27 protein-coding genes are annotated in these 25,320 nt (G+C 69.0%); 21 read left to right on the top strand and 6 right to left on the bottom strand.

Annotation, left to right across the window (positions count from 1 at the left end):
- Positions 1 to 16 precede the first annotated feature (16 nt).
- Genes ACTU3I_RS14800 through ACTU3I_RS14785 form a run of 4 tightly spaced genes read right to left on the bottom strand, consistent with a single transcriptional unit; the run spans position 17 to position 3,271 of the window.
- The gene (locus tag ACTU3I_RS14800) at positions 17 to 1,237 is read right to left on the bottom strand and encodes an MFS transporter (protein ID WP_442926481.1); all 1,221 of its coding nucleotides are present in this window, start codon (positions 1,235 to 1,237) and stop codon (positions 17 to 19) included.
- A complete protein-coding gene (locus tag ACTU3I_RS14795) occupies positions 1,234 to 1,680 on the bottom strand; it encodes a MarR family winged helix-turn-helix transcriptional regulator (protein ID WP_442926480.1) in 447 nt (148 codons plus the stop codon). Before ACTU3I_RS14795 ends, ACTU3I_RS14800 begins: the two co-directional genes overlap by 4 nt.
- 38 nt (positions 1,681 to 1,718) lie before the next feature.
- A complete protein-coding gene (locus tag ACTU3I_RS14790; protein ID WP_442926479.1) occupies positions 1,719 to 2,132 on the bottom strand; it encodes a nuclear transport factor 2 family protein in 414 nt (137 codons plus the stop codon).
- Positions 2,129 to 3,271 carry a zinc-binding dehydrogenase gene (locus ACTU3I_RS14785; protein WP_442926478.1) on the bottom strand — a complete coding sequence of 381 codons (1,143 nt, stop codon included), beginning with the start codon at positions 3,269 to 3,271 and terminating at the stop codon, positions 2,129 to 2,131. The genes ACTU3I_RS14790 and ACTU3I_RS14785 overlap by 4 nt, the downstream gene beginning before the upstream one ends.
- Before the next feature lie 81 nt (positions 3,272 to 3,352).
- Between ACTU3I_RS14785 and ACTU3I_RS14780 the strand changes: the two genes are divergently transcribed.
- The 14 genes from ACTU3I_RS14780 (at position 3,353) to ACTU3I_RS14715 (ending at position 15,065) form a co-directional block, all read left to right on the top strand.
- Entirely contained in the window at positions 3,353 to 4,567 is a 1,215-nt protein-coding gene (locus ACTU3I_RS14780) for a CaiB/BaiF CoA transferase family protein (RefSeq protein WP_442926477.1), read from the top strand.
- 91 nt (positions 4,568 to 4,658) lie between these two features.
- Positions 4,659 to 5,909, top strand: coding sequence for an ABC transporter substrate-binding protein (locus ACTU3I_RS14775; RefSeq protein ID WP_442926476.1), 1,251 nt, complete (start codon positions 4,659 to 4,661; stop codon positions 5,907 to 5,909).
- Positions 5,910 to 5,994: 85 nt separating this feature from the next.
- Entirely contained in the window at positions 5,995 to 6,879 is an 885-nt protein-coding gene (locus ACTU3I_RS14770; RefSeq protein WP_442926475.1) for a branched-chain amino acid ABC transporter permease, read from the top strand.
- Position 6,880: 1 nt separating this feature from the next.
- Positions 6,881 to 7,915: a branched-chain amino acid ABC transporter permease gene (locus ACTU3I_RS14765; protein WP_442926474.1), complete on the top strand. Its 1,035-nt coding sequence runs from the start codon at positions 6,881 to 6,883 to the stop codon at positions 7,913 to 7,915.
- Positions 7,912 to 8,673: an ABC transporter ATP-binding protein gene (locus ACTU3I_RS14760; protein WP_442926473.1), complete on the top strand. Its 762-nt coding sequence runs from the start codon at positions 7,912 to 7,914 to the stop codon at positions 8,671 to 8,673. The genes ACTU3I_RS14765 and ACTU3I_RS14760 overlap by 4 nt, the downstream gene beginning before the upstream one ends.
- Positions 8,670 to 9,392, top strand: a complete 723-nt coding sequence (locus ACTU3I_RS14755; RefSeq protein WP_442926472.1) for an ABC transporter ATP-binding protein — start codon at positions 8,670 to 8,672, stop codon at positions 9,390 to 9,392. The genes ACTU3I_RS14760 and ACTU3I_RS14755 overlap by 4 nt, the downstream gene beginning before the upstream one ends.
- Positions 9,389 to 10,774: an MmgE/PrpD family protein gene (locus ACTU3I_RS14750; protein WP_442926471.1), complete on the top strand. Its 1,386-nt coding sequence runs from the start codon at positions 9,389 to 9,391 to the stop codon at positions 10,772 to 10,774. Before ACTU3I_RS14755 ends, ACTU3I_RS14750 begins: the two co-directional genes overlap by 4 nt.
- Positions 10,764 to 11,177, top strand: coding sequence for an MBL fold metallo-hydrolase (locus tag ACTU3I_RS14745; protein WP_442926470.1), 414 nt, complete (start codon positions 10,764 to 10,766; stop codon positions 11,175 to 11,177). Before ACTU3I_RS14750 ends, ACTU3I_RS14745 begins: the two co-directional genes overlap by 11 nt.
- A complete protein-coding gene (locus ACTU3I_RS14740) occupies positions 11,168 to 12,109 on the top strand; it encodes an NAD(P)-dependent oxidoreductase (RefSeq protein ID WP_442926469.1) in 942 nt (313 codons plus the stop codon). Before ACTU3I_RS14745 ends, ACTU3I_RS14740 begins: the two co-directional genes overlap by 10 nt.
- A 51-nt stretch (positions 12,110 to 12,160) precedes the next feature.
- Positions 12,161 to 12,934: an enoyl-CoA hydratase/isomerase family protein gene (locus ACTU3I_RS14735; RefSeq protein ID WP_442926468.1), complete on the top strand. Its 774-nt coding sequence runs from the start codon at positions 12,161 to 12,163 to the stop codon at positions 12,932 to 12,934.
- Complete coding sequence (gene fabG / locus ACTU3I_RS14730) at positions 12,931 to 13,683, top strand: 3-oxoacyl-ACP reductase FabG (protein ID WP_442926467.1); 753 nt, start codon at positions 12,931 to 12,933, stop codon at positions 13,681 to 13,683. Before ACTU3I_RS14735 ends, fabG begins: the two co-directional genes overlap by 4 nt.
- A gap of 1 nt (position 13,684) precedes the next feature.
- Complete coding sequence (locus ACTU3I_RS14725; RefSeq protein ID WP_442926466.1) at positions 13,685 to 14,137, top strand: MaoC family dehydratase; 453 nt, start codon at positions 13,685 to 13,687, stop codon at positions 14,135 to 14,137.
- A complete protein-coding gene (locus tag ACTU3I_RS14720) occupies positions 14,134 to 14,574 on the top strand; it encodes a hypothetical protein (RefSeq protein WP_442926465.1) in 441 nt (146 codons plus the stop codon). The genes ACTU3I_RS14725 and ACTU3I_RS14720 overlap by 4 nt, the downstream gene beginning before the upstream one ends.
- Positions 14,571 to 15,065 (top strand): MaoC/PaaZ C-terminal domain-containing protein, encoded by a 495-nt coding sequence (locus ACTU3I_RS14715; RefSeq protein WP_442926464.1) that lies wholly within the window; start codon positions 14,571 to 14,573, stop codon positions 15,063 to 15,065. The genes ACTU3I_RS14720 and ACTU3I_RS14715 overlap by 4 nt, the downstream gene beginning before the upstream one ends.
- A 16-nt stretch (positions 15,066 to 15,081) precedes the next feature.
- Here ACTU3I_RS14715 and ACTU3I_RS14710 read toward each other — a convergent pair whose 3' ends face one another.
- Positions 15,082 to 15,777: a GntR family transcriptional regulator gene (locus ACTU3I_RS14710; RefSeq protein ID WP_442926463.1), complete on the bottom strand. Its 696-nt coding sequence runs from the start codon at positions 15,775 to 15,777 to the stop codon at positions 15,082 to 15,084.
- Positions 15,778 to 15,875: 98 nt separating this feature from the next.
- On the opposite strand from ACTU3I_RS14710, the gene ACTU3I_RS14705 reads away from it, so the two are divergent.
- Genes ACTU3I_RS14705 through ACTU3I_RS14695 form a run of 3 tightly spaced genes read left to right on the top strand, consistent with a single transcriptional unit; the run spans position 15,876 to position 19,095 of the window.
- Complete coding sequence (locus ACTU3I_RS14705; protein WP_442926462.1) at positions 15,876 to 16,766, top strand: cyclase family protein; 891 nt, start codon at positions 15,876 to 15,878, stop codon at positions 16,764 to 16,766.
- Between the two features lie 11 nt (positions 16,767 to 16,777).
- Complete coding sequence (locus ACTU3I_RS14700) at positions 16,778 to 17,515, top strand: SDR family NAD(P)-dependent oxidoreductase (RefSeq protein ID WP_442926461.1); 738 nt, start codon at positions 16,778 to 16,780, stop codon at positions 17,513 to 17,515.
- Positions 17,516 to 17,574: 59 nt separating this feature from the next.
- The gene (locus tag ACTU3I_RS14695; protein ID WP_442926460.1) at positions 17,575 to 19,095 is read left to right on the top strand and encodes a CoA-acylating methylmalonate-semialdehyde dehydrogenase; all 1,521 of its coding nucleotides are present in this window, start codon (positions 17,575 to 17,577) and stop codon (positions 19,093 to 19,095) included.
- A 91-nt stretch (positions 19,096 to 19,186) separates the two neighbouring features.
- On the opposite strand, the gene ACTU3I_RS14690 is transcribed toward ACTU3I_RS14695, so the two are convergent.
- Entirely contained in the window at positions 19,187 to 19,441 is a 255-nt protein-coding gene (locus ACTU3I_RS14690) for a hypothetical protein (RefSeq protein WP_442926459.1), read from the bottom strand.
- A 113-nt stretch (positions 19,442 to 19,554) separates the two neighbouring features.
- On the opposite strand from ACTU3I_RS14690, the gene otsA reads away from it, so the two are divergent.
- From otsA to ACTU3I_RS14670, 4 genes are read left to right on the top strand one after another with little or no spacing between them, the layout of a single operon-like run.
- Complete coding sequence (gene otsA / locus ACTU3I_RS14685; RefSeq protein WP_442926458.1) at positions 19,555 to 20,985, top strand: alpha,alpha-trehalose-phosphate synthase (UDP-forming); 1,431 nt, start codon at positions 19,555 to 19,557, stop codon at positions 20,983 to 20,985.
- Entirely contained in the window at positions 20,982 to 21,767 is a 786-nt protein-coding gene (gene otsB, locus ACTU3I_RS14680) for a trehalose-phosphatase (RefSeq protein WP_442926457.1), read from the top strand. The genes otsA and otsB overlap by 4 nt, the downstream gene beginning before the upstream one ends.
- Before the next feature lie 9 nt (positions 21,768 to 21,776).
- The gene (ilvD, locus tag ACTU3I_RS14675; RefSeq protein WP_442926456.1) at positions 21,777 to 23,477 is read left to right on the top strand and encodes a dihydroxy-acid dehydratase; all 1,701 of its coding nucleotides are present in this window, start codon (positions 21,777 to 21,779) and stop codon (positions 23,475 to 23,477) included.
- A gap of 40 nt (positions 23,478 to 23,517) precedes the next feature.
- Positions 23,518 to 25,320 (top strand): acetolactate synthase large subunit, encoded by a 1,803-nt coding sequence (locus ACTU3I_RS14670; RefSeq protein WP_442926455.1) that lies wholly within the window; start codon positions 23,518 to 23,520, stop codon positions 25,318 to 25,320.

Genomic DNA, 25,320 nt, shown 5'->3' with positions numbered 1-25,320 from the left:
GGCGCCGTTGGGAGCGTCAGGCTGCGTCCCCGATGAGAACAGCGGCGCCCTCTTCTGCCGCATCCGCCTCACGACGGTCGATGCGAGTGAGTGTGCGGCGCCCGAGGGCCAGGACGACAGCGGCGACGAGCACGGATGCAGCGGCGACCAGGTACGGCACCGTTGCGTTGAAGGCATGCCATAGGAGCGCGGCGAGGGGAGGGGCCGCGGCGCCCCCGAGGAACCGCACCGCCGAGTACGCCGAGCTCGCGACCGGCCGGGGGAGGTCGGTGGCCTCCATGACCGATTCGGTGAGGATCGTGTTCATGAGGCCCAGGAGCAGCCCGCCCACGACGATGCAGACGACGAGCGCGCCAGGGACGGCGACGACGAGCCCTGCGACGACGAGGTCGACCGCGAGGGCGGGGAGCACCACGAGCATGGCCGTGCTGCGCGGCATCCGTCGCAGGAGAAGAGGAGCGCCCCACACGCTCGTGATCGCCAGCGCGACTCCCCAGCCGAAGAACGTCAGTCCGATGCCCATCGCACCGAAGCCGAGCGGGAACGGCGAGAACGCCAACAGCACGAAGAAGCCGATGTTGTAGAACAGGGCCGCGCCGGCGAGCACGGCGAGTGCCGGACGTCGAAGCGCACGAAACGGCGCCGAGAAAGGGATGCGCACCCGGGGGCCCTTCGGCCCACGCAGGAGCACGGCTACCGCGACGAACGCGATCGCCATGAGAGCGACCACACCGAAAAACGGCCCGCGCCAGCTGACCTCGCCGAGGAGGCCACCCAGGAGCGGTCCGATGGCGATGCCGAGCCCGAGGGCCGCCTCGTACAGCATGATCGCCGCGGCGCTGCCGCCGGCCGCCGCTCCCACGATGGAGGCGAGCGCGGTCGAGATGAACAGCGCGTTGCCCAGCCCCCAGCCCGCGCGGAAGCCGATGATCGCGTCGACCGAGCCGCTCAGCGCGCACAGCAGCGCGAATGCGAGCACGAGCGCGAGGCCGACCAGGAGCGTCGCCTTCGCGCCGATGCGGCTGGATATCCAGCTCGTCAGGAGCATGGCGAGACCCGTCACGAGCAGGTAGCTCGTGAAGAGGAGCTCGGTCTCGGTCGGTGTCGCCTCGAGCGAATCGGCGATGGCGGGGAGGATCGGGTCGACCAGTCCGATTCCCATGAAGGCGACGACGCAGGCGAACGCGACCGCCCACACCTGGGCGGGCTGGCGCCAGACGCTGACGCCGCCGCTCACCGCGCGCTCCCGGTCATGAGTGCCGGCTCCGCCGTCGTGGCGGAGGTGAGGATGGTGGCCGCGGCGCGGATGGAGTCCCACTCCACTTCGTCCAGGTGCGCGAAGTGCGGCGCGAGCGCGTCCCTGAGCTGCCGCTGCCACGAGGTGTAGGCGTCTCTGCCGACGTCGGTCACCGAGACGACCTGGACGCGCGCGTCCGCAGCATCCACTCGGCGTTCCACGAGGCCGGCCTCATCGAGTTGCCCGACCAGTCGCGTCATGCCCGGCTGACTGACGCGGCTTCGCACCGCGAGGTCGCCCACGCGGGAGGGTCCGCCGTCGATGAGCAGCTTCAGCGTGCGCCACTGCGCCGCGGGCGCGTCGTTCTTCGTCTCGAGCGCCGCGATGCGTGTCACCGCGTGCGCGGCGACGATCAACTGCAGCAGGTCATCCTCATGGGTCACTCCAGAAGTATACCTGTGTTATATACCCTTGCTATGTTTCACGCGGGACGCGTGTCGACGGTCAGCACGCGACGCCGGAACACCCACCGGTCATCGAGCCGGACGATCTCGTCGTCGTATCGCCCGCTCATCTCCATGACGGGGGCCGCTGCCTCCCAGCCGCCGCGAAGCATCAGCAGATACGCCTCGCCGATGACGAGCCCCGCCTGCTCCCGGAAGGCGACGTTCGTCGTGACATGACGCGTGTAGCCGCCCGAACGCGCTCCGTAGGAGTCGGCGACGGCGTGGAACGCCTCGCTGCCCGCGGTCACCTGTGAGCGATAGGGGATCTCGAGACTTCCGTCAGGGGTGAAGCAGGCGGCCCACGCCGCCCCGTCCGCGCGGTCGATGGCGTGGGTGTACCGCATGTAGAGGTCGTGGATGTCGAGGCGGTCCTCCACGGACAGGCTCATCGGGTCGACTCCGACCTGCTGCTCATAGAGATGACGGCACGCCCGGTGATCGTGCCCGCAGCAAGGTCCCGGTAGGCGGTGTCGGCCTCATCCAGTGTGTACCGCCGGGTGATGAGGGATTCGACGTCGAACGCGCCGTCAGCGGCGAGTTTGACCACCTCCGGCAGGTCTGTGCGGGTGCGTGCACCGAACGAGCCCACGATCTCGTATCCGCGTCGCACGAGAGGGGTGATCTCGATGGATGCCTCGGCGCCGGCGGGAGCGATGCCGATGGCCACCATCCGTCCGCCATCGCCGAGCATTCCGACGGCTTGTCGGAACGTGACCGGGTTGCCGAGGGCCTCGAAGGCCACGTCGACTCCGCCGCCGGAGATCGCGCGCACCTGTTCCACCGGATCGCCGACTCGGGCGTCGACCGTGTCGGTCGCGCCCAGCGCCGCCGCGTTCTCGAGCTTCTCGGCCGCGATATCGACAGCGATGATCCGGGTCGCGCCGGCCGCCTTCGCCATGGGGATGAGACTGGAGCCGATTCCGCCGGCCCCCACGATCACGACCGAGCTGCCCGGTGTGACGCGACCCTGGCGGAAGGTCGCGCCGTAGGCCGTGAGGCCGGCGCATCCGAGGATGGCGCTGGACTCGGGGTCGAGCCCTTCCGGAGCGCGCGTGAGGGCGGAGGCGGGGACGACGGCGTACTCCGCCAGGCCACCCATCGAGTACATCGCGAGGAACGATCCGTCGGGCATCCGGAGGCGGCTGGTTCCGTCGTAGAGAGTGCCACGGAGGCGATTGTGAGCGAAGAAGTTCGCGCACAGGTCGTCGCGTCCTCGCCTGCAGGCATCGCAGGTCGTGCACGGCATGATGAATCCGCCGACCACGACGTCTCCGACCGACAGGCCGGCGTCGTCCAGCCCTTCGCCGAGAGCGGCGATCCGGCCGGAGATCTCGTGCCCCATGACCGCGGGGCGCGGGAAGGCCACCTCGCCCTTGATGACGTGGAGGTCGGTGTGGCACACGCCGCACGCGATCACCTCCACCAGGACCTCGCCGGCCTGGGGCTGCGGTGTGTCGATCTCCATCAATTCGAGGCGGGGTTCGCCGTCGGCGAGGACAGCGGCCCTCATGGTCTTCGGGATGCTCATGCCCACTCCTTCGTCGCCGGATCCGAACGCGACCGATAGCCGCCGGTTGCTATGATATTTGATACACGATCAAGGAGCGATGTGGAAACTACACACGACGGGGCGTCCCGCGGAGTCCTCGACGGCATCAAGGTGGTCGACTTCACCCACATCTTCTCGGGCCCGCACGCGACGCAGATCCTCGGTGACCTCGGTGCCGATGTCGTGAAGGTCGAACGCGTCGGTGGTGGCGATCCCGCACGTCGGTACGGCCAGGGAGTCGGGGACGACGGTATGGGCGCGTCCTTCATCGCTCTGAACCGCAACAAGCGGAGCATCCAGCTCGATCTCGGCTCCGAGGAGGGTCGGGAGATCGCACACACTCTCGTGCGGGAGGCGGACGTCCTCGTCCAGAACTTCAAGACCGGCCAGATGGCGCGGTGGGGGCTGGACTACGAGAGCGTGCATGCCATGAATCCGCGCCTGGTCTACGCGTCGATCTCCGGCTTCGGCGGAGAAGGCCCCCTGGCCGAGCGGGCGGCCAACGACCTCGTGATCCAGGCCTACAGCGGACTGCTGAGCTTCACAGGCGAGCCCGGCGGCGGCCCGGTCCGTGTGGGGACGGCGGTGGCCGACCTCACGGCGGGTACGAATTCCGCCCTCGGGATCCTCGCGGCGCTGTTCGCGCGTGAGCGGTCGGGTCAGGGACAGCACGTGCAGACCTCGATGCTCGAGGGCATGGTCAGCATGCTCAACTACTTCTTCGTCGAGTACTGGCAGAAGGGCACGGTGCCCGAGCGGCTGGGGACGGCCAACCGTCTCGGAATCCCCAACCAGGCGTTTCCGACGCAGGACGGCTGGATCGTCATCTCGAATGCCAATGAACCGATGTGGCAACGGTGCTGCACCGCTCTGGACATCCCCGACGTCGCGTCCGATCCGCGCTTCAGCTCACTGGCCCACCGCTATGCCCACACCGTCGAGCTCGTGGAGACCGTGTCTGCGGCGACGCGGAAGCTGACGACCGAGGAGGCGCTTCGCCGGCTGGGCGAAGCATCCGTGTCGTCCGGCCCCATCAACGATCTGCCCGCCGTCGCCGGGGACGAGCAGCTTGCCGCACTCGGCATGTTCTTCGACGTGCCGGTCGGGCCCGAAGGGGAGAGCAGGGTCGTCGGATCCCCCTTCTCGCTCTCGGATTCGCCCCTCGTCGCCCGGCGCGGCGTACCGGAGCTGGGCGCGGACGCGAAGGAGGTTCTGAGCGAGCTGGGTTGGGACGACGCTTCCATCGAGGAGCTCCATCAGCGTGGCGTCATATGAGTTGGATGCTTTATCAAAGATATTTGATAAACGTGTGTATGCTCTCCTCATCGGATGCGCTCGACATCCGTCTCTGACAGAAAGGAAGCCCGTGCTTACGAAGAAGTGGGCGATCACGGGAGCAGCGCTAGCGCTCCTCGCACTGACCGGATGCGCTGGAACCAGCGGTGGTGACGACAACGGCGAGACCAACGGCGGGGGCCCCAGCGGCGACCCCGTCGTGCTGTCGATGCTCGCCCCGCTGTCGGGCGCGTTCGCTGACACCGGCGCACAGATCGAATTCGGCGCCCAGGTCGCCGTCGACGAGATCAACGCCGCCGGCGGCGTCCTCGAGCGACCGCTGGAGATCACCAAGAGCGACACGGCCGACGGCGCTCAGGCGTCGGTCCAGGCCGTGCGCGACTCCGTGTCCGAGGGGCACGACCTCATGTTCGGTGAGCTCTCCAGCGCCAATTGCCTCGCGCTCGCTCCGCTGGTCGACGAGCTCGGCGCGTCCTTCGTCACCACGACGTGCACGAACGACGACCTCACGGGTGTCGATGGCGCCGAAGCGCCCTTCGAGCGCTTCTTCCGCGTCGGCGCGACGAGCGAGCAGGACATGCTGGCTCTGGCACGCACGATGTACGAAGCGGCCCCGGATGTCACCACCTATGACGTGTTCGCGTTCGACTACGTCTCGGGTCACCTGCAGTGGGAGCAGTTCTCCCAGGAGCTCGAGGCTCAGGGCATGGACCTGAGCGCGGACGTGCAGTACTTCGTCCCGCTCGACGAGCAGAACTACACTTCGCAGATCTCCGCCCTCGCCGGCGCGTCGAAGGACGGCGAGAAGCGCGGCCTGTACCTGGGCACGTACGGTTCGGGCACCTCGTCGTTCATCAACCAGGCGACGCAGTACGACCTGTTCGCGAACTACGACGTCGTGGTGAACTCCGGCAGCTACTGGCCGATCGCCACGTCGCTCGGCGGCTCGGCGCCGGAGATCTACAACGGGTACGACTACAACTACCTCGCCTACGACACCGAGGAGAACACCGCGTTCGTCGAGGCATACCAGGAGCTCGCCGGCACGGTCCCCGACTCGTGGGGCTACCAGGGGTACCTCGCCGTCAAGGCCTACGCGGCCGCGATCGAAGAGGCCGGCGACACTTCGGCAGACGCCGTCGTCGAGGCTTTGAAGACCGTCTCCTTCACCACGCCGCAGGGCGAGTACACGATCGACGGCACGACTCATCAGGGCTCGGCGAACATCGTCGTGACCCACACCGTCGGCGACGCCGCCGAGGACACCGGCGTGAAGGTGCTCGAGTCCTACGTCGTCCCGTACGAGGACACCACCAAGTAAGTCCCGCCGTTCCCCGCCCCGCGTCGCGAGGGCGGGGAACGGACCTCGTTCCTCCCGGCCTCAGCCTCAACCCAGGAGTAGAGCAGTGACTCAACTCATCACGGCCATCGTGAACGGCCTCGCCCTCGGCGTGCCGCTGTTCCTCGTCGCGAGCGGCCTGACCCTCATCTACGGAGTCATGGGGGTGCTGAACTTCGCGCACGGCGCGATCTTCGCGCTCGGCGCCTACATCGTGGCGAGCCTCCTGGGCGGCCACACCGTCGGGCTCGCCGCCTTCCTGGTCGCCGCCCTCGCCGGCGCCATCATCGTGGGGGCCCTCGGGCTCGCGAGCGAACGAACGATCTTCACTCGGCTGTACGACAAGGGCCATGTCATCAACCTGCTGGCCTCGTACGCCCTCATGCTGATGCTCGACGGCGCGATCATCCTCGTCTTCGGCCCCGGCATCTACCAGACTCGCACGCCTCAGGAGCTCACGGCGCCGCTGCACATGGGCGGCGTCATCCTCCCGTCCTACGCCGTCTTCCTGGTGATCATCGGCCTCGTTGTCGCCGTGGCGCTGTGGTGGATGCTCGACCGCACGATGGTCGGGGTGCGCATCCGCGCTGTCGCCCATGACCGCGTCACCGCGGCCGCGCTGGGTGTGCGCACCCGCGGGGTCGGGGCAGGCGTGTTCTTTCTCGGCACCGCGCTGGCTGGTCTCGCCGGTGCCCTCGCCGCCCCGCAGCTGACCGTGGCCCCCGGCCTCGACGCCGTCTACATCATCCAGTCCTTCATCGTCGTCATCGTCGGCGGCCTCGGGTCGATCTGGGGAGCGATGACCGCGGCCATCGGTCTCGGGCTGATCAACAGCTTCCTCATCACGTACGCGCCCGGCTGGGAGTCGTACGGCATGTACATCGCCATCGCCATCGTGCTGCTCGTGCGTCCGCAGGGCCTGTTCGGCCGGGCGAAGCTGCAGGGAGCCTGACATGGTCAACACGAACACGACCACGCTCATCAAATCCGTCGACCGCCCTTCGCCGGCGGCGCGGATCCAGTCCATCGCCGGACGCTTCGACGTGATCCTCGTCGTGGCCATCCTGGGTGTCGTCATCGCGTTGACGCGTGGCAACATCCAGTTCCTGGCCGGCACGATCGCGATCTACGCCCTCTACGCGCTGGCCACCAACATGCTCGTCGGATGGCTGGGCATCGTCACGTTCGGGTCGGCGGCGTACTTCGGTGCCGGCGCGTACTTCGTCGCTCTGATGCGCGAGATCGAGCTCAACCCGCTGCTTCTGCTGCTGCTGGCCGGCATCGTCGGCGCCGTCCTCGCCGCGTTCTTCTCGGCCCTCACCATCCGGGTGAACGGAATCGCCCTGACGATGCTCACCCTGGTGTTCGGCCAGATTCTCTACCAGCTGCTCTTCTCGTTCGGCTTCCTCGGCGGTGACGACGGAATCGCCGGCGTGCCCTCGGGCGAGCTCTTCGGCCTGCGCCTCGCTCGGCCCGAGAACTTCTGGATCTACGTGGTCGTCGTCGTGGGAGTGTGCCTGCTCGCCATCAAGGCGATCTACCGCTCGTCCTTCGGACGCAGTGTGCTCGCTGTGCACGACGACCCCCTCCGGGCGGACGCGCTCGGGATCCCGCTGAAGCGGGTGCGCGTCATGGTGTTCGTCCTCGCCGGGTTCTTCTCCGCGATCGCCGGAGCGCTCCTCACCCAGCAGCAAGGCATCGTCACCAGCGAGAGCCTTCACTGGCTCACGTCGGGGAACGTGCTCATCATGTGTCTCATCGGCGGCACGGCGAGCTTCTGGGGGCCGGTCATCGGCGCCGGGGTGCTGCTGGTCCTCGAGACCCAGCTCTTCCGCGGGATCAGCTACTCGTCGCTGTTCATCGGACTCATCCTCCTCGCGGTGGTCATGGTGTTCCGGGGCGGCATCGCCGGTCTCCCCAAGCAGGTGCAGGGGTGGGTGCACGGTGCACGCGTACGCGGGTCGGCACGGAAGGAGCGTTCGTCGTGAGTGCAGCACTGCTCGAGGTGCAGGGGATCGGCAAGTCGTACGACGGCGTCCCCGCGGTGTCGGACATCTCCTTCTCCGTGACCCCCGGTGAGACGCTCGCTGTGATCGGGCCCAACGGAGCGGGCAAGTCGACGATGTTCGGGGTCGTGGCGGGGGAACACCGCGCCAGCGCGGGCACCATCCGGTTCCGGGGGGAGTACGTCACGAACTGGCGGGCGAGCAGACTCGCCCGGGCAGGCCTCAGCCGCACCTTTCAGGTAGCGCGGTTCTTCCCCAGCCGCACGGTGGAGGAGAACATCGCGCTGGCGCTGGCGGCGAAGGACGGCTGGTACAACCGTCTGTTCGACTCGTTCGACCGCTCGGTTCGGCGTCGCCGGGACGACCTCGATTCGGCGATGGAGCGACTGCGCCTGACAGCCGTCGCCCGCCGGGCGGCCGCGGATCTGCCGCAGGGAGACCGCAAGCGTCTCGAGCTCGCGATGGCGATCGCGCAGGACCCCGTGCTGCTGTTACTGGACGAGCCGACCGCCGGCATGTCGAACGAGGACTGCGACATCACCGTCGATCTCATCCACGAGATCAAGCGGCAGGACGCTGATCTGGCGATCGTCATGACGGGCCACGACATGCACGTGCTCCTGGCCGTGGCCACGAGGGTGCTCCTCATGGCCGAGGGGCGGACTGTTCTGGACGGCGACCCCGAAACCGTGCGCTCCAGCCCGCAGGCGCGGCAACTCTATCTGGGAGAAGACGTATGACGACCGCGCTGGCCTTCCGCGATGTGAACGCCTTCTACGGACCTGCGCAGGCGTTGTTCGGGATGCAGTTGACCGTCGGCGCGGGGGAGACCGTCGCGCTCCTCGGTCGCAACGGCGCCGGGAAGACGACCACGATGCGCGCGGCCATGAACATCCTGGTGCGCCGCACCGGCGAGATCGATGTGCTCGGCGAGCCGGCGAAGGGGACGAGCGACCGGATCGCGCGCCGCGGCGTGGGCTGGGTGCCCGACGATCGACGCATCTTCCCGACCCTCACCGTGAGGGAGAACCTGCTTCTCGCGCAGAAGTCGGCGCGGGCGAAGGATCGGGAGCCGGTCGAGTTCGACGAGGTGCTCGAGATCCTGCCGATCATGAAGCGGCTGATCGACCGCCGGGGATCGGCGCTGTCCGGCGGCGAGCAGCAGGCTGTCGCGATCGCGCGTGCCATCGTGGCGCGGCCCCGCCTGCTGCTGCTCGACGAGCCCACCGAGGGACTCGCGCCCGTGATCGTCGAGGAGCTGCAGCGAGCGGTCGCCGACCTCCCCGGCCGCTTCGGCATGTCGATCCTCCTGGCCGAACAGAACCTCGCCTTCGTGCAGAGCATCGCGCAGCAGGTGCTGGTCCTCGAGACCGGGCGACTCGTCTACAGCGGCACGGCGGCGGAGTTCGCGGCCGACCCGTCGATCCGCGAACGGTTCCTCGCGATCGGCTCCGCGTGAGCGCACCCGTCGTCGCCGAGCTCGCCGGTGCGGCGGCCGGGATGAGGTGGGCCGCCATGTCGGAGGCCTCGCGCGATCGCGCCCGCGTCGTGTTCCTCGACACGGTCGCAGGCATGGTCGGAGGGCTTCGCAGCACGCTGCACCCGCGCTGGCGGAACGTGCTCGGTGGCACTGACGGCCCTGCGACGGTCTTCGGATCAGCCCGCCCGGGCGCGGTCGCTGACGCGGTGTTCTTCAATGCGACGCTTCCGACCGTGCTGCAGCTGGACGAGGGGTATCGCGTCTCGCGCGGGCACCCGGCGATCCATGTCGTGCCCGTCGCGCTGGCAGTCGGAGAGCAGCTCGACCGGTCGCTCGCCGATGTGTTGACGGCAGTGGCAGCGGGTTACGAGGTCGCGGCGCGGGTGGGCGTCGCAATGGGAGGCACGCGAGCGCACATCCACCCGCACGGCAATTGGGGTGCCGTCGGTGCTGCGGTCACGGCCGCGTGGTTGTACGCCGACGCGGATGCGGCGGCGATCGGCCGGGCGATCGACATCGCCGCGGGCGTCGCGGGGATGCACGATCGCCGCGCCGCGGCCGAGGGGGCGGGCATGCACCACCTCTGGGCGGCGACGGGGGCCCACACCGGCCTGATGGCCGGAGCGGCCTCCGCCGCCGGAGCAGAGGCGGTGGAGGGCGCGCTGGTGGACTTCCTCCTCGAGCACGCCGGCGCCGCTCCTGACCCGGCCCTCCTCACGCAGGGCATCCGACACGGTGCCTTCGCCCCGCTGGCGATCGACACGGGCTACATCAAGTTCTGGGCGGCCTGCGGCCACACTCACACCGCCATCGGCGCGGCTCTGGAGATCACCGGTTCGGCAGGGGCGATCGACGCCGACCGCATCGCTGACGTGGAGGTACGGACTTTCCGAGCCGCCGCGTCACTGGATCGGACGGACGCGCGCAACGCGCTCGCTGCGCGCTTCAGCATCCCCTTCACGGTCGCGGCCGCCTTGACGACCGGGGTGTTCACCGAGGAGTCCGTCGACGACGCCGCCTTGGACGCGCTGCGCGACGTCGCAGCGCGCGTGCGCGTGATCCACGATCCATCGATGGACGCCGGCTACCCCGTGGAGGGGCGCCCGCTGGCTATGACGGTACGGCTGAGCAACGGGAAGCTGCTGCGCGCCGACGGCCTGCTGTCGCCCGGTGACCCTGAGCTCCCTCCCACCCCCGACATGCTCGACGCCAAGGCCGCGCGGCTGTTCGAACGGGGCCGAGAAGGCCGCGGTGCAGACCTCGTCGCGGAGTATCGCGAGCTGGATGCGGACACCCCCGTGCAAACCTGGACGCGCACGCTGCGGGCCGGATGGAACGAAGGAGAAGACGTTGAGCGCTGATGAGGTCCTGTGGACCATCGAACCGGTGTGTTTCGGGGAGTTCCCTGCCCTCGAGCAGTCGGCCTTCACGTACATGCGAGGCTTCGGCGAGAAGTTCTCGGCGCCGTCGATCGGATTCGTCCTCAAGAGCGATGTCGCCACGGTCCTCGTCGACACAGGCCCCGGCGACCAGTCGGGCGATCGTGGTCTTCACTCGCCGTGGACGCAGTCGACCGATCAGCGCATCGAGACGGCTCTGCGCTCGGTCGGGGTCGAGGCGAGCGACCTCGAGCACGTGGTCCTCTCGCACCTGCACTACGACCACTGTTCGAACCTGTCGCTGTTCCCCCGCGCCACTTTCGTGGTCCAGGCCGAGGCGCACTTTCGACTCCGCGATCTACCCCGAGGTCTGACATGCGCGTGATCGTCACCGACGACTGGGAGCACGCCGCGCTGTCCGCGACGGAATGGGGCGACCTCGGCTCGGACGTCTCGGTAGAGGCGATCGGGGAGCACCTGGATGCAGCCCGCCTCGCCGATCGCCTGGCCGGCGCCGACGTGGTCGTCGCCATGCGGGAGCGGACGCGATGGGATGCGGCGTTGATCTCCCGTTTGCCCGACCTCCGCCTCCTCATCACGACGGGGGCCGCGAATGCCGCCATCGATCTCGCGGCGTGCGCGGCCCACGGCATCACGGTGTGCGGCACCCGATCACATCCCGGCAGCGCGGCAGAACTGACGTGGGCTCTGATCCTCGCCGCGGCGCGGCGGCTCGATCGCGTCTTCCCCGCAATGGCGGAGGGCTGGCCCAGCTCGGTCGGGACGGCCCTCCACGGTCGCACCCTCGGATTGCTGGGACTCGGGCGCGTCGGGGGCACCGTGGCCCGCGTCGGGGCGGCCTTCGGCATGGAGGTCGTCGCGTGGACGCCCACCCTCAATGCCGCGCGCGCCGCGGAGTACGGCGCGCGCGCGGTTCGCCGCGACGAGGTGGTCGAGTCGGCGCATTTCCTGTCGCTCCACCTCCCGCTGACGGCGACCACCGCGCGCACCGTCGGCGCCGCCGATTTCGCCCGTATGCGCGCGGACGCGTGGCTGGTCAACTCGTCGCGCGCGGGCATCGTCGACACCGGCGCGCTGCGAGCCGCGCTGGAGGCGGGTTCGATAGCGGGCGCGGCGCTGGACGTCTTCGACGAGGAGCCCCTCGGACGCGACTCGTTCCTGCGCGGGCGCAGCGACGTCATCCTGACGCCTCACCTCGGTTACGTCACCGACTCCGCCTTCCGCGTGTGGTTCGCCGATGTGGTCGAAGACATCAGAGCGTGGCGTGGTGGGGAGCCGATTCGCGTTCTCGAGTGAAGAGCGTGGCTCAATTGCTGATAATGTATCAAATATCACGTAAGGGATCGTATGAGCTATCACACTCTTGAGCTGGCGCTCGAAGAGGGCGTGCTGACCATCGCCATGAACCGGCCGAAGGTCAACGCCCAGAACTTCCAGATGCGCGAGGAGCTCGTCCGCGCCTTCGATGCCGCCAGCGCCGACGACGCCGTCCGCGCGGTGATCCTGACCGGGAGGGGCGCCGTCTTCTCTGCCGGGGCCGACATCAAGGAGCGCGGCGCGCTCACCGAGGCACCGGACGTCTACCTGGCGCACAACCGCGTCACCCGGGAGAGCTTCTACGCTCCCGCCGACTGCGAAAAGCCCGTGATCGCCGCTCTCAACGGTCCGGCCATCGGCGCGGGGTACGCCCTCGCCGCCATGTGCGACATCCTGATCGCGTCGGAGGACGCATGGGTCCAGATGCCCGAGATCGATCGCGGGCTGCTCGGGGGAGTGCAGTTCTTGCGTCAGCACTTCTCGCGCTCACGGTCGCGTCTGCTCTTCTTCACGGGTCGTCGCATCGACGCCGCCGAGATGTACCGCATCGGCGTCATCGACGAGGTCGTCGCTCCGGGACAACTCCTGGACACCGCCCGCGCGATCGCCGCCGAGATCGCGCGCAAGAGCCCGCTCGTGGTTCGGCGCGCCAAAGCGACCTTCACCGCGGTCGAAGGAATGACCCTTCGCGACGGTTACCGGTACGAGCAGACGCAGACGTACGCGCTCGCGCAGAGCGAGGACGCCGCGGAGGCGCGCGCCGCCTTCCTCGAGGGGCGCGAGCCGCGCTACACGGGAAAATGAGCGCCCCCATGCTGGAAGGACGCACCGCCGTCATCACGGGCGCCGCCGACGGGCTCGGATGGGCCATGGCACAACGCTTCGCGAGCGAGGGGGCGCGGATCGTGGTCGCCGACCTTCGCGCCGACCTCGCGCGCCAGCGCGTGAACGCGCTGCGGGAAGGCGGCGCCGAAGCCTCGTTCTTCGCGGTGGATGTCACGGACGAGGCCGCCGTGGACGCCCTGTTCGCGCACGCCGGAGCGGAGTTCGGGGGAGTCGACGTCCTCTGCAACAACGCCGGGGTCACCCGCGACTCGGTGCTGCGAAAGATGTCGCTCGACGATTTCCGGCTCGTCTTGGACGTGCACCTGCAGGGTGCGTGGCTGTGCACGCGGGCGGCGGTGGCCAGCATGCGCGACACGGGATCGCGGGGGTCGATCATCAACATGTCGTCGATCGCGGGCAAGGTCGGAAACCCCGGGCAGACGAACTACTCGACCGCGAAGGCCGGAATGGTCGGCTTGACGAAGGCGACGGCCAAAGAGGTCGCCCGCTACGGGATCCGCGTCAACGCCATCGCCCCGGGCCTCATCCGCACGGCGATGACGGAGCAGATGGACCAGGCCGTCCTCGCTGAGTCCGTCGCCAGCGTGCCCCTCGGCCGCATCGGCGAACCCGGAGACGTCGCCGACGTCGCCCTCTTTCTCGCCAGCGACCTCTCCTCCTACATGACCGGCTGCCTCCTCGAGGTGACCGGGGGAAGGCATATGTAGCATGTCCGACCTTTCGAGCGCGCCGCCGGTGCAGGGCGAGATCTTCAGCCTGGGCGCCAAGAAGATGACGCGCGAGCGGATGCGGTGGTACTGCGATGCGCTGGAGACCACCGCGCGCGCCGACGGCACCTTCGTCGTGGCCGAGCCGACGATCCACTCCGACGACGACTTCGCCCGCAATCAGGGCCTGCCGGGGATCATCGCCGACGGCATGCTCTCGACGAACTACCTCTCGAGTCTGCTGTACCGCCGATTCGGAATGGACTACCTGTTCTCGGGGGAGCTGGATACGAAGTTCATCCGGCCGGTGTACGAGGACGAGATCGTCACCGCCTACGGGCGCGTGACGGAGATCGACGGTGATCGGGTCGAACTCGAGCTGTGGTGCGAGGTCGGCCCTGGCAAGAAGTGCACGGTCGGACGCGGGAGCGTCCGGATGGGGGCGGCAGCATGACGTTGGGAAGATATACGAGCGATCTCGAGGTCGGTGACCGGCTCGAGCCCGTCCGCTACGTGATGACCCCGTTCGTGGTGCGCGAGTACTGCCACGGCATGGACGAGTTCGACGAGCGCTTCCATTCGGCGACGGACGAGGGCGCACAGCTCGCACCGCCGACGCTCGCGCACATCGACAAGATCCGGCTGTACCAGCACAATTGCCCCGGCGGCAGCGGACCCGATGCGCGGATCCACTACCGGTTCCGGACGCGCCATCACCGCCCGGTGCCGGTGGGCGCCGAGCTGGAGGCGCGCGGCGAAGTGATCGCCAAGGAGGAGCGACGCGGACGCCTGCACATGGACATGGCGATCACCGTGCATGTGGCCGAGACCGGCGAGCTGGTCACCGAGGCGTGGGACACGGTCATTCTGAACATGCGGAGCACGTCATGACGGGCAACATCGCACCGGCGCTCCGGTCTCTCTTCTTCGAGGACCTCTCCCCGGGCGACACCTTCCTCAGCACGGGACGCACGGTCACCGAGGCCGACGTGGTCAACTTCGCCGGGCTGAGCGGCGATTTCAATCAGATCCATCTGGACGCGCACGCCGCTCAGTCATCGATGTACGGCCAGAGGGTGGCCTACGGCGTGCTCGGCCTGTCGATGGCGACGGGGCTCTTGGACCGCATCGGGGTCTTCCGCGAATCGATGGCGGCGATGCTCGAGATCGAATCGTGGCGGTTCGTCTCGCCGGTGTTCATCGGAGACACGGTCCGTCTTCGTCTCACGATCGAGGATCTGCGCCTGACCAGCCGCGGGGACCGGGGCGTGGTCCGCCGCCGTCTGGAACTTCTCAATCAACGCGACGAGGTCGTGCAGAGCGGAATCATCACGGTGATGGTGCTGTGCCGGTCGGCCGCGCTCACGAGCGCCGATGAGTGAGCGCCGCCGCGCCCACTCACTCGTCCGCGGACGCCGCTTCGGTGTCCCAGAAGCCCTGTCGCTCGAGCACGCGCACCGCCTGATCCCCCGTCGTGCGGAAGTGCTTCACCAGTCCGGCCGACGCCGCGTCGCCGTCTCCTGCGCGAAGGGCCGCGAGGATCTCGTCGTGCTCGGCGATGGCGGTTTCCTTCCACTCCCACTCCACCGGTTGCGCGAAGAACGCGCTGGGCATGTTCTGGGACAGCAGACGAAGCACGGAACGCAGCCGCCGGCTGGCGCCACCGCGGTTGATGGCCTGGTGGAAGGCGTAGTTGAGGCGGTCGTGCTCGTGCGCGTCGTCCGTGGCGCGCATCTGACGCTGGATGTCCTCGAGCTGGCCGAGCAGCTCGGCGTCGCCGCTCGTGGCGACGCGCCCGGCCGCGATCCCGGAGAGCTGCCCGTACATGGCGTAGTGGTCGCGGATGTCGTCGCGCTCGAGCTGCGCGACGTACACCCCGCGGCGCGCGATCGCCTCGACGAGCCCCTCGGTCTCGAGAGTGATGAGCGCCTCACGGACGGGAAGGCGGGAGACGCCGAGGTCGGTCGCGACGGCATCCTGATCGATGCGCTGCCCCGGGCGGAGCTCACCGGACAGGATGAGGTCGCGCACGTGCTGCGCGACCTCCTGCTTGAGGTTGCCCCGTGCGCGGGTGTGCACAGCCTGCGACGTCATACGACATTCTCGCCGTCTGCTCGAATGAGCGATCAGGAACCGTTGATAATTGATACCGACGCATCGGTGCGCCCGATGCTATCGCACGGGAGCGCGCAGTGACCGCATATCTCGACTGGATCCGCGCGCTCGCCCGGCAGAGCTGGGAACGAGGCGCGCCCGAGCTCGGCACGCTGTCGCGCGTCGACGCCGACGCCCGGATCCGTGGCGTGCAGGCGGTTCACTCCGGTGAGGTCATCTCGCTCTCCCTCCCACTCGTGGCAGGCCCCTCGGTGCGGGGCGATGGGCGGCCGGCCTTCGAGATCGAGCGCTTCTATCAACGCGAGCCGGTCGGCGTCTACACCGACGCCGCCATCGGCACGGCGACCGACCACGTGCGCCTGGACGCACACGGAATCGACAACACGCATATCGACGCGCTCACCCACACCACCGTGGACGACCTCTGGTACGGCGGCGGTTCTGTGGACGACGAGAGCCCGGCGCACCTCGGCGCACTAGCGGCCGCCGGCGTCGTCTCCCGGGGGATCTATCTCGATCTCGCCGCCAGCAAGGGCGGTGCGTGGGTACCCACATCCGACCCGGTGTCTGCGGACGACCTCGAGCGCGCGCTCGCGGCGTCCGGTCAGGCTCTGCAGGCGGGCGACGTCCTGCTCCTGGACCTCGGCCGGGACAGATTCGTCGCGGCAGGAGGGGGAGTGCGCGCGGCCGAGCGTCCCGGCATCGGAGAATCCGGCGCCCGGTGGATCGCCGAGCAGCCGGTGGGAGCGGTGGCCTGGGACTTCCTCGACGCCAAGCTCGCCTCCGAGACGCCGGCATCCGTGCACCTGCTGAACTGGGCGATCGGTCTCGTGCTGATCGACAACTGCGATTTCTCCCGTGCGCGCGGGGCTCTCGTGCGCAACGCGAACGCGGCCCTCCTGATGACGGCGCCCCTCGCCATCGCGGAGGCGACGGGCGGCAACGTCAATCCCTTGGTGATGGTGTGAGGAGGAGCGGCATGGAGTTCACGGACGCGACGATCATCGTCAGCGGCGCTGCGGGAGGAATAGGGGCGGGCGTCGCCGCGCACCTCGCCGCTCTCGGCGCGCGCGTTCACGGGCTGGATCTCGATCCGCGCGTGGCCGACACGGCGCCCGCGACGGGCGTCGTCGGGCACGTCGTCGACGTCTCCGACGGGGACGCCGTCGATGCCGTCGTCGAGCGGATCTCGCGCGAGGCTGGCGCGATCGACGCCCTGGTCAACGCCGCGGGCGTCGTCCGCCGCGCCCCCTTCGCCGACATGCCGAGAGAGGATCTGGACCTGATGTGGCGGGTGAACGTCTTGGGGACGATCCTGCTCAGCCAGTCCGTCGCGCGGAGGATGATCGCGGCCGGAACCCCGGGTGCCATCGTCAACGTCGCCTCGGTCGCTGCCGAGCACGTCGGTCCCGGCAGCACGGCCTATGCGACGACGAAGGGGGCCGTCGTGTCCTTCACTCGCGGCGCGGCGGTATCGCTCGCCGCGCACGGCATCCGTGTGAACGCCGTCTCGCCCGGCCCCGTCGAGACGCCGATGAACGCCGACCTCCGCGATGACCCCGCGTACATGTCACGCATGCTCTCGCGTATCCCCTTGGGCCGACAGGGCGGCGTCTCCGACATCGCCTCGACGGTCGCGTTCCTCTGCGGCGCGGGCGCCGGCTGGATCACCGGCGAGATCATCCGCGTCGACGGCGGAGTCTCGGTGCTCCGCTGAACCACAACCACCAGGCCTCTCTCGAGGCACCGTCCTCAACCCAGAATCGGAGAACATCGATGGACAACCCGCAGCTGCCGGTCATCGGCCATTGGATCGACGGACAAGAGCAGTCGCGACCGGATGGCCCGACCGCTCCCGTGCACAATCCCGCCACGGGCGCCGTCACCGGCCACGTGGCCCTCGCCGACGACTCCGAGATCGCCGCCGCTGTCGCATCCGCTCAGCGCGGGTTCCTCATTTGGAGCGGGTACTCGATGGCGAAGCGACAGGCGGTCCTGTTCGCGTTCCGCGAACTGCTCAATCGACGCAAGCCCGAGCTGGCTGCTCTCATCACGGCCGAGCACGGCAAAGTGCTCTCCGACGCGATGGGCGAGATACAGCGTGGCCAGGAGGTCGTCGAACTCGCCTGCGGCTTCCCCCACCTCGTGAAGGGCGCCTACAGCGAGAACGCCTCGACCGGCATCGACGTGTACAGCCTCCGGCAGCCACTGGGCGTCGTGGGGATCATCAGTCCGTTCAACTTCCCCGCCATGGTGCCGATGTGGTTCTTCCCGATCGCCATCGCTGCCGGCAACGCGGTGATCCTCAAGCCGAGCGAGAAGGACCCGAGCGCCGCGCTGTGGATGGCCGGACTGTGGAAGGAGGCGGGACTTCCCGACGGCGTCTTCACCGTTCTGCAGGGCGACAAACGGGCCGTCGACGGACTCCTGGACGCTCCCGAGGTCCAGTCACTCTCCTTCGTCGGCTCGACGCCGATCGCGCAGTACATCTATCAGCGTGCCGCCGCGAACGGCAAGCGCGTCCAGGCGCTCGGCGGGGCCAAGAATCACATGCTCGTCCTCCCCGACGCCGACCCCGACCTCGTCGCCGATGCCGCCGTCAACGCCGGTTACGGGGCGGCAGGCGAACGCTGCATGGCGATCTCGGTCGTGCTGGCCGTGGAGCCGGTCGCGGACGAGCTGATCGAGCGCATCCGACAGCGCATCGACGGTCTCCGCATCGGCGACGGCGCGGGCGGACCCGACGGCGAGCCGCACATGGGGCCGCTCATCACGCGAGAGCATCGCGACAAGGTGTCCGGGTACGTGGATCTCGCTGAGAGGGACGGCGCGCGGGTGGTCGTCGACGGCCGTGGCGTCTCGGTCGACGGACTCGAGGACGGCTTCTGGTTCGGCCCGACCCTCCTCGACCGAGTGCCGACGAGCTCGCGCGCCTATCAGGAGGAGATCTTCGGACCGGTGCTCTCGGTCGTTCGTGTCGCGTCCTTCCAGGAGGGGGTCGACCTCATCAACTCTGGACAGTTCGGAAACGGCACCGCGATCTTCACGAACGACGGGGGCGCTGCGCGGCGGTTCCAGCACGAGGTGCAGGTCGGGATGATCGGCATCAACGTGCCGATCCCCGTGCCGGTGGCCTACCACTCGTTCGGCGGGTGGAAGGCGTCCCTTTTCGGTGACGCGAAGGCCTACGGCGTGCACGGCTTCGACTTCTTCACCCGCGAGAAGGCGGTCACGAGCCTCTGGCTCGACCCGGCGAAGCACGGCGGCATCAACCTCGGGTTCCCGCAGAACGACTGAGGATGGTGACGCGGCGGGGGAGCGGGGAGCGTGTGCCACCCCTGCTCCCGCGCCGGCGCACGGGGCCGGCGGTGTGGCCGGGGTGAGCGGGTCAGCGCTTGACGCGCTCGCGCAGCAGCTTCTGCTCCTTGCCGGAGACGGGCGAGTCCGTCGCGACGAGGCGTCCGCGTCCGGCGCGACGGGTGTCCACGACGCTGCCGACCGCCAGGGCGAGGGTGATGCCCCAGCTGAGCCAGGCCAGCGCCTGGCGCCACGTGAACGGGTCGTTGCTGCGAAGGCTCCGCAGCAACGTCAGTCCGCCGGTGATCGCGCTGAGAAGCCCGGTGCCGAAGAGGTACTTGCGCATGCACCCACGCTATCGGTGGGAAGGATAGCGCGAGCGGGCTTGACACCGCACCGCCCCGGGAGCCGCGCCTCTCCGCTGTTAGCCTGGCTCTGCCCACGAAGCGAGGAGACCGTGTGACTCAGGCAGATTTCGTCGTCGTCGCCAACCGTCTCCCCGTTGACCGCGTCGCGGATGCCGACGCTTCCGGCGAGCCCTGGCGTCGTTCGCCCGGCGGGCTGGTGACCGCGCTCGAGCCGGTCATGCGCAAAGCCAGCGGCGCGTGGGTCGGATGGCCGGGTCAGGCCGACCTCGACGTCGAGCCGTTCGAGTTCGAGGGGACCTTCCTCGTGCCGGTCGCGCTGTCGGCCGAAGACGTCGAGAACTACTACGAAGGCTTCTCCAACGACACCATCTGGCCGCTCTATCACGACGTGATCGCCGCGCCCCGGTTCAAGCGTCAGTGGTGGGAGGCGTACGTCAGCGTCAATCAGCGGTTCGCGGATGCGGCGGCCGAGGCGGCGGCACCGAACGCGATCGTGTGGGTGCAGGACTATCAGCTGCAACTGGTTCCGAAGCTGCTCCGCGAGGCGCGACCGGACGTCACCATCGGATACTTCCACCACATCCCCTTCCCCGCCTACGGCCTGTATTCGCAGCTGCCGTGGCGGCGCCAGGTGCTCGAAGGGCTCCTCGGGGCGGACGTGATCGGATTCCAGCGGGTCGCCGATGCGGGAAACTTCGCCCGCGCCGTCCGCAGACAGCTCCGGTACGAGACCAAGGCGTCGGGCATCACCGTCCCCGACGCCGCCGGCGGCACGCGCATGGCGCTGGCCAAGGCGTTTCCGATCTCGATCGACGCGGACTCCTACATCGAACTCGCCCAGCGGCCCGAGATCCAGGCGCGCGCCGCGGAGATCCGCGAGAGCCTCGGCAACCCCAAGAAGATCCTTCTCGGCGTGGACCGCCTGGACTACACCAAGGGCATCCGCCACCGGCTGAAGGCCTTCGGCGAGCTGCTGGAGGACGGCCACATCTCGGTGGACGACGTCACGCTGGTGCAGGTCGCCAGCCCGAGCCGCGAGCGCGTCGAGGCCTACGTGCAGCTGCGCGACGAGATCGAGCTGACCGTCGGCCGCATCAACGGCGATTACGACACCATGGACCACACCGCCATCCGGTACCTTCATCAGGCCTACCCGCGGGAGGAGATGGTGGCGCTCTTCCTTGCCGCGGACGTCATGCTCGTCACGGCGCTGCGCGACGGGATGAACCTCGTGGCCAAGGAGTACGTCGCGAGTCGCGTCGACAACCGCGGAGTCCTCGTGCTGAGCGAGTTCGCCGGCGCCGCCGACGAGCTCGGCAGCGCGATCCGCATCAACCCCCACGACATCGACGGACTGAAGGACGCCATCATGCGCGCCATCGAGATGCCCGGCGCCGAGCAGGGACGCCGGATGCGGGCGCTGCGGCGCCGCGTGCGCGAGCACGACGTCGAGGACTGGTCGCAGGACTTCCTCGATGCGCTCGCCGCATTCCACAACGGCCCCACGGCGGTGTCGTCGTGAGCACGACGGTCGCCGAAGACACGCTCGAGCCCCTGGCGCGGACGCCGCGGCTCCTCGTCGCCCTGGATTTCGACGGGACGCTCGCGCCGCTGGAGAACGAGCCCATGGACGCGCGGATGCTGCCGGCGGCACGCACCGCGGTCGAGGAGCTCGCCGCACTCCCCGAGACGGTCGTCGCGCTGGTCTCCGGACGCAGCCTCGTCGACCTCCGCGCGATCGCCGAGCACCGCGACGACTCCTCGCTCTGGCTCGCCGGCTCGCACGGCGCGGAGTACTGGGAGCCAGGCTCGGGTGCCATCGAGCCCGACGACGCGCCCGCCGACGTCGCGCTCCGCGATCGGCTACGACGGCACGCCGAGGAGGCCACCGCGGGCCTGGAGGGCGTGTGGATCGAGCCGAAGACGTTCGGCCTCGGCGTCCACACCCGCAAGGCCACGGCGGCGGCGGCATCCGAAGCGCACCGACTGGTCGACGCGATCGTCTCGGACGAGGCCCCGCACTGGCGTCGACGCACCGGGCACAACATCGTCGAGTACGCCTTCCGTCACGAGGGGAAGGACAGCGCCGTGCGGACGCTTCGCGAGCGCACGCACGCCACGGCGGTGCTCTTCGCCGGCGACGACACGACCGACGAGGACGCCCTCCGAAGCTTGGGCACGGGCGACCTCGGGGTCCGGGTCGGCGCGGGGGAGACGTCGGCCTCCGTAACCGTGGCCGACATCGCGGCGTTCGCCGAGCTGCTGGCGCTGCTCGCGGCTCTGCGGGGTTCGCAGCGGCAATAGACTGCGAGAATGCCCGACAGCACCATCGACATCAAACCGCGCAGCCGCGCGGTGACCGACGGAATCGAAGCCACGACCTCGCGCGGGATGCTCCGCGGCGTCGGTATGGGCGACGAGGACTGGGACAAACCGCAGATCGGCATCGCGTCGAGCTGGAACGAGATCACCCCGTGCAATCTGAGCCTCGATCGGCTCGCGCAGGGCGCGAAAGAGGGCGTGCACGCCGGCGGCGGTTATCCGCTGCAGTTCGGGACCATCTCGGTGTCGGACGGGATCTCGATGGGGCACGAGGGCATGCATTTCTCCCTCGTCTCGCGAGAGGTCATCGCCGACTCCGTCGAGACGGTCATGATGGCCGAGCGCCTCGACGGATCGGTCCTGCTGGCCGGATGCGACAAGTCGATCCCGGGCATGCTGATGGCCTCCGCGCGCCTCGACCTGTCGAGCGTCTTCCTCTACGCCGGCTCCATCGCGCCCGGCTGGGTGAAGCTGTCGGACGGCACCGAGAAGGAGATCACGATCATCGACTCCTTCGAGGGCGTCGGTGCATGCCTCGCGGGTCGCATGAGCGAGGCCGACCTCAAGCGCATCGAGTGCGCCTTCGCCCCCGGCGAGGGTGCCTGCGGCGGCATGTACACCGCCAACACCATGGCCTCGGTGGCCGAGGCCCTCGGGCTGAGCCTTCCCGGGTCGGCCGCGCCGCCGTCGGCCGACCGTCGCCGTGACTACTTCGCGCACCGCTCCGGCGAGGCTGTCGTGAACCTCCTGCGCCTCGGCATCACGACGCGCGACATCCTCACCAAGGAGGCCTTCGAGAACGCCATCGCGCTCGCGATGGCGCTCGGTGGGTCCACGAACGTCGTCCTCCACCTCCTGGCGATCGCCCGTGAGGCAGAGGTCGAGCTGTCCCTCCACGACTTCAACCGCATCGGTGACAAGGTGCCGCACGTGGCCGACATGAAGCCCTTCGGCAAGTACGTCATGAACGACGTCGACCGTCAGGGCGGCATCCCCGTCGTCCTGAAGGCGATGCTCGACGAGGGTCTCCTGCACGGGGACGCGCTCACCGTCACCGGCAAGACGCTCGCGGAGAACCTTCGCGACCTCAACCCCGACCCCGTCGACGGCGATGTCATCCACCGCTTCGACGACCCGATCCACGCCACCGGCGGCATCACGATCCTGCACGGGTCGGTCGCCCCCGAAGGGGCCGTGGTGAAGACCGCCGGATTCGACGCGGCGGTGTTCGAAGGACCCGCGCGGGTGTTCGAGCGCGAGCGTGCCGCGATGGACGCGTTGGAGGCGGGTGAGATCGCCGCCGGCGACGTCGTCGTGATCCGTTACGAGGGCCCCAAGGGCGGCCCCGGCATGCGCGAGATGCTCGCGATCACCGCCGCCATCAAGGGCGCGGGGCTCGGAAAAGATGTACTACTCTTGACGGACGGTCGATTCTCCGGCGGCACAACCGGCCTGTGCATCGGCCACATAGCACCCGAAGCGGTGGACGGTGGTCCTATCGCCTTCGTGCGCGATGGTGATCTGATACGGGTCGATATCGCGGCTCGCACTCTCGACCTACTCGTCGATGAGGCCGAGCTGAGTTCCCGCCGAGAAGGCTGGGAACCGCTTCCCCCGCGCTATACCCGTGGCGTCCTGGCCAAGTACTCCAAGCTCGTGCGCTCCGCTGCCGAAGGCGCGGTCACGGGCTGACCCGGCCCCTGTCATCCATCTCTCGTTGCGAGGACCTTCCATGCCCGCCGAAACCGCTCCGGCCGTTCCCCGGCCACCCGCACGCTCCTCCGCTGCGCCGATCCTCACCGGCGCGCAGGCTGTCGTCCGCTCGCTCGAGATGCTCGGTGTCACCGACGTCTTCGGGTTGCCCGGCGGTGCCATCATCGAGGTCTACGACCCGCTCCTGGACACCTCCGAGGTGCGCCACATCCTCGTGCGCCACGAGCAGGGCGCCGGGCACGCTGCGGAGGGCTACGCCGCCGCATCCGGGCGCGTGGGCGTGGCCATCGCGACCTCCGGTCCTGGCGCGACGAACCTCGTCACCGCGATCGCCGATGCCTACATGGACTCCGTGCCGATCGTCTGCATCACCGGTCAGGTGTTCTCGACCCTCATGGGAACTGACGCCTTCCAGGAGGCCGACATCGTCGGCATCACCATGCCGATCACGAAGCACTCCATCCTGGTCAAGCGTGCCGAGGAGATCCCCGGCGCGATCGCCGCGGCCTTCGAGATCGCCGGCACCGGCCGCCCCGGACCGGTGCTCGTGGACATCACCAAGGACGCGCAGCAGGCCCAGGCGCCGTTCGTGTGGCCACCCAAGATCGACCTGCCCGGCTACCGTCCGGTGACCAAGGCGCACGGCAAGCAGATCCAGGCCGCCGCTCAGCTGCTCGCGCACGCCGAGAAGCCGGTGCTGTACGTCGGCGGTGGCGTCATCCGCTCCGGCGCGTCCGAGGAGCTGCTGGCCTTCGCCGAGGCCACGGGCGCGCCCGTGGTGACGACCCTCATGGCCCGCGGCGCGTTCCCCGACTCGCACGCGCAGCACCTCGGCATGCCCGGGATGCACGGCACGGTACCCGCCGTGCTCTCGCTGCAGGAGGCCGATCTGCTCATCTCCCTCGGCGCCCGCTTCGATGACCGCGTCACGGGGAAGGCCGCTCTGTTCGCGCCCAATGCGCAGGTGGTGCATGTCGACATCGACCCGGCCGAGATCTCCAAGATCCGCACGGCCGACGTCCCGATCGTGGGCGACCTGAAGGACGTGCTGGTCGACCTGCAGGCGGCGTACGCCGACGTCACCGGCGGGAGCAAGCGCAGCCTCGACGACTGGTGGTCGTACCTCGACGGCCTGCGCGCGGAGTTCCCGCTCGGCTACACCCCGCCCAGCGACGGCCTGATGTCGCCGCAGTACGTCATCCAGCGGATCGGCGAGCTGACCGGCCCCGAGGGCGTCTATGCCGCCGGCGTCGGGCAGCACCAGATGTGGGCGGCGCAGTTCATCAAGTACGAGCGGCCCAACTCGTGGCTGAACTCCGGCGGCGCGGGCACCATGGGCTACGCCGTGCCCGCCGCCATGGGCGCGAAGGTGGCCGAGCCCGACCGCCAGGTGTGGGCGATCGACGGTGACGGATGCTTCCAGATGACCAACCAGGAGCTCGCCACCTGCGTCATCAACAACATCCCGATCAAGGTCGCGATCATCAACAACTCCTCGCTGGGGATGGTCCGGCAGTGGCAGACGCTGCTCTACGACGGCCGGCACTCCCACACCGACCTGAACACCGGACACGGCACCATCCGCATCCCCGACTTCGTCAAGCTCGCCGAGGCCTACGGCTGCCTCGCGCTGCGGGTGGAGAAGGAAGAGGATGTCGACGCGGCGATCCGCACGGCGCTCGAGACCAACGACCGGCCCGTCGTGATCGACTTCGTCGTGAGCGCCGATGCCATGGTGTGGCCGATGGTCCAGCAGGGCAAGAGCAACAGCCTCATCCAGTACGCGCGCGACCACGCCCCGGCGTTCGATCAGGAGGATTGA

Source organism: Microbacterium sp. RD1, assembly GCF_052220165.1.
GTDB lineage: Bacteria > Actinomycetota > Actinomycetes > Actinomycetales > Microbacteriaceae > Microbacterium.
The sequence above is the reverse complement of the archived record's forward strand: the minus strand, read 5'-3'. Positions and strand labels throughout refer to the sequence as shown.

What these genes read in the sequence shown, in the direction of transcription:
- ACTU3I_RS14790 (WP_442926479.1), bottom strand. Translation starts at nt 2,132, where the DNA reads ATGAGCCTGTCCGTGGAGGACCGCCTCGACATCCACGACCTCTACATG.
- ACTU3I_RS14785 (WP_442926478.1), bottom strand. Translation starts at nt 3,271, where the DNA reads ATGAGCATCCCGAAGACCATGAGGGCCGCTGTCCTCGCCGACGGCGAA.
- ACTU3I_RS14765 (WP_442926474.1), top strand. Translation starts at nt 6,881, where the DNA reads ATGGTCAACACGAACACGACCACGCTCATCAAATCCGTCGACCGCCCT.
- ACTU3I_RS14755 (WP_442926472.1), top strand. Translation starts at nt 8,670, where the DNA reads ATGACGACCGCGCTGGCCTTCCGCGATGTGAACGCCTTCTACGGACCT.
- ACTU3I_RS14740 (WP_442926469.1), top strand. Translation starts at nt 11,168, where the DNA reads ATGCGCGTGATCGTCACCGACGACTGGGAGCACGCCGCGCTGTCCGCG.
- ACTU3I_RS14735 (WP_442926468.1), top strand. Translation starts at nt 12,161, where the DNA reads ATGAGCTATCACACTCTTGAGCTGGCGCTCGAAGAGGGCGTGCTGACC.
- fabG (WP_442926467.1), top strand. Translation starts at nt 12,931, where the DNA reads ATGAGCGCCCCCATGCTGGAAGGACGCACCGCCGTCATCACGGGCGCC.
- ACTU3I_RS14725 (WP_442926466.1), top strand. Translation starts at nt 13,685, where the DNA reads ATGTCCGACCTTTCGAGCGCGCCGCCGGTGCAGGGCGAGATCTTCAGC.
- ACTU3I_RS14720 (WP_442926465.1), top strand. Translation starts at nt 14,134, where the DNA reads ATGACGTTGGGAAGATATACGAGCGATCTCGAGGTCGGTGACCGGCTC.
- ACTU3I_RS14715 (WP_442926464.1), top strand. Translation starts at nt 14,571, where the DNA reads ATGACGGGCAACATCGCACCGGCGCTCCGGTCTCTCTTCTTCGAGGAC.
- ACTU3I_RS14710 (WP_442926463.1), bottom strand. Translation starts at nt 15,777, where the DNA reads ATGACGTCGCAGGCTGTGCACACCCGCGCACGGGGCAACCTCAAGCAG.
- ACTU3I_RS14700 (WP_442926461.1), top strand. Translation starts at nt 16,778, where the DNA reads ATGGAGTTCACGGACGCGACGATCATCGTCAGCGGCGCTGCGGGAGGA.
- ACTU3I_RS14695 (WP_442926460.1), top strand. Translation starts at nt 17,575, where the DNA reads ATGGACAACCCGCAGCTGCCGGTCATCGGCCATTGGATCGACGGACAA.
- ACTU3I_RS14690 (WP_442926459.1), bottom strand. Translation starts at nt 19,441, where the DNA reads ATGCGCAAGTACCTCTTCGGCACCGGGCTTCTCAGCGCGATCACCGGC.
- ilvD (WP_442926456.1), top strand. Translation starts at nt 21,777, where the DNA reads ATGCCCGACAGCACCATCGACATCAAACCGCGCAGCCGCGCGGTGACC.
- ACTU3I_RS14670 (WP_442926455.1), top strand. Translation starts at nt 23,518, where the DNA reads ATGCCCGCCGAAACCGCTCCGGCCGTTCCCCGGCCACCCGCACGCTCC.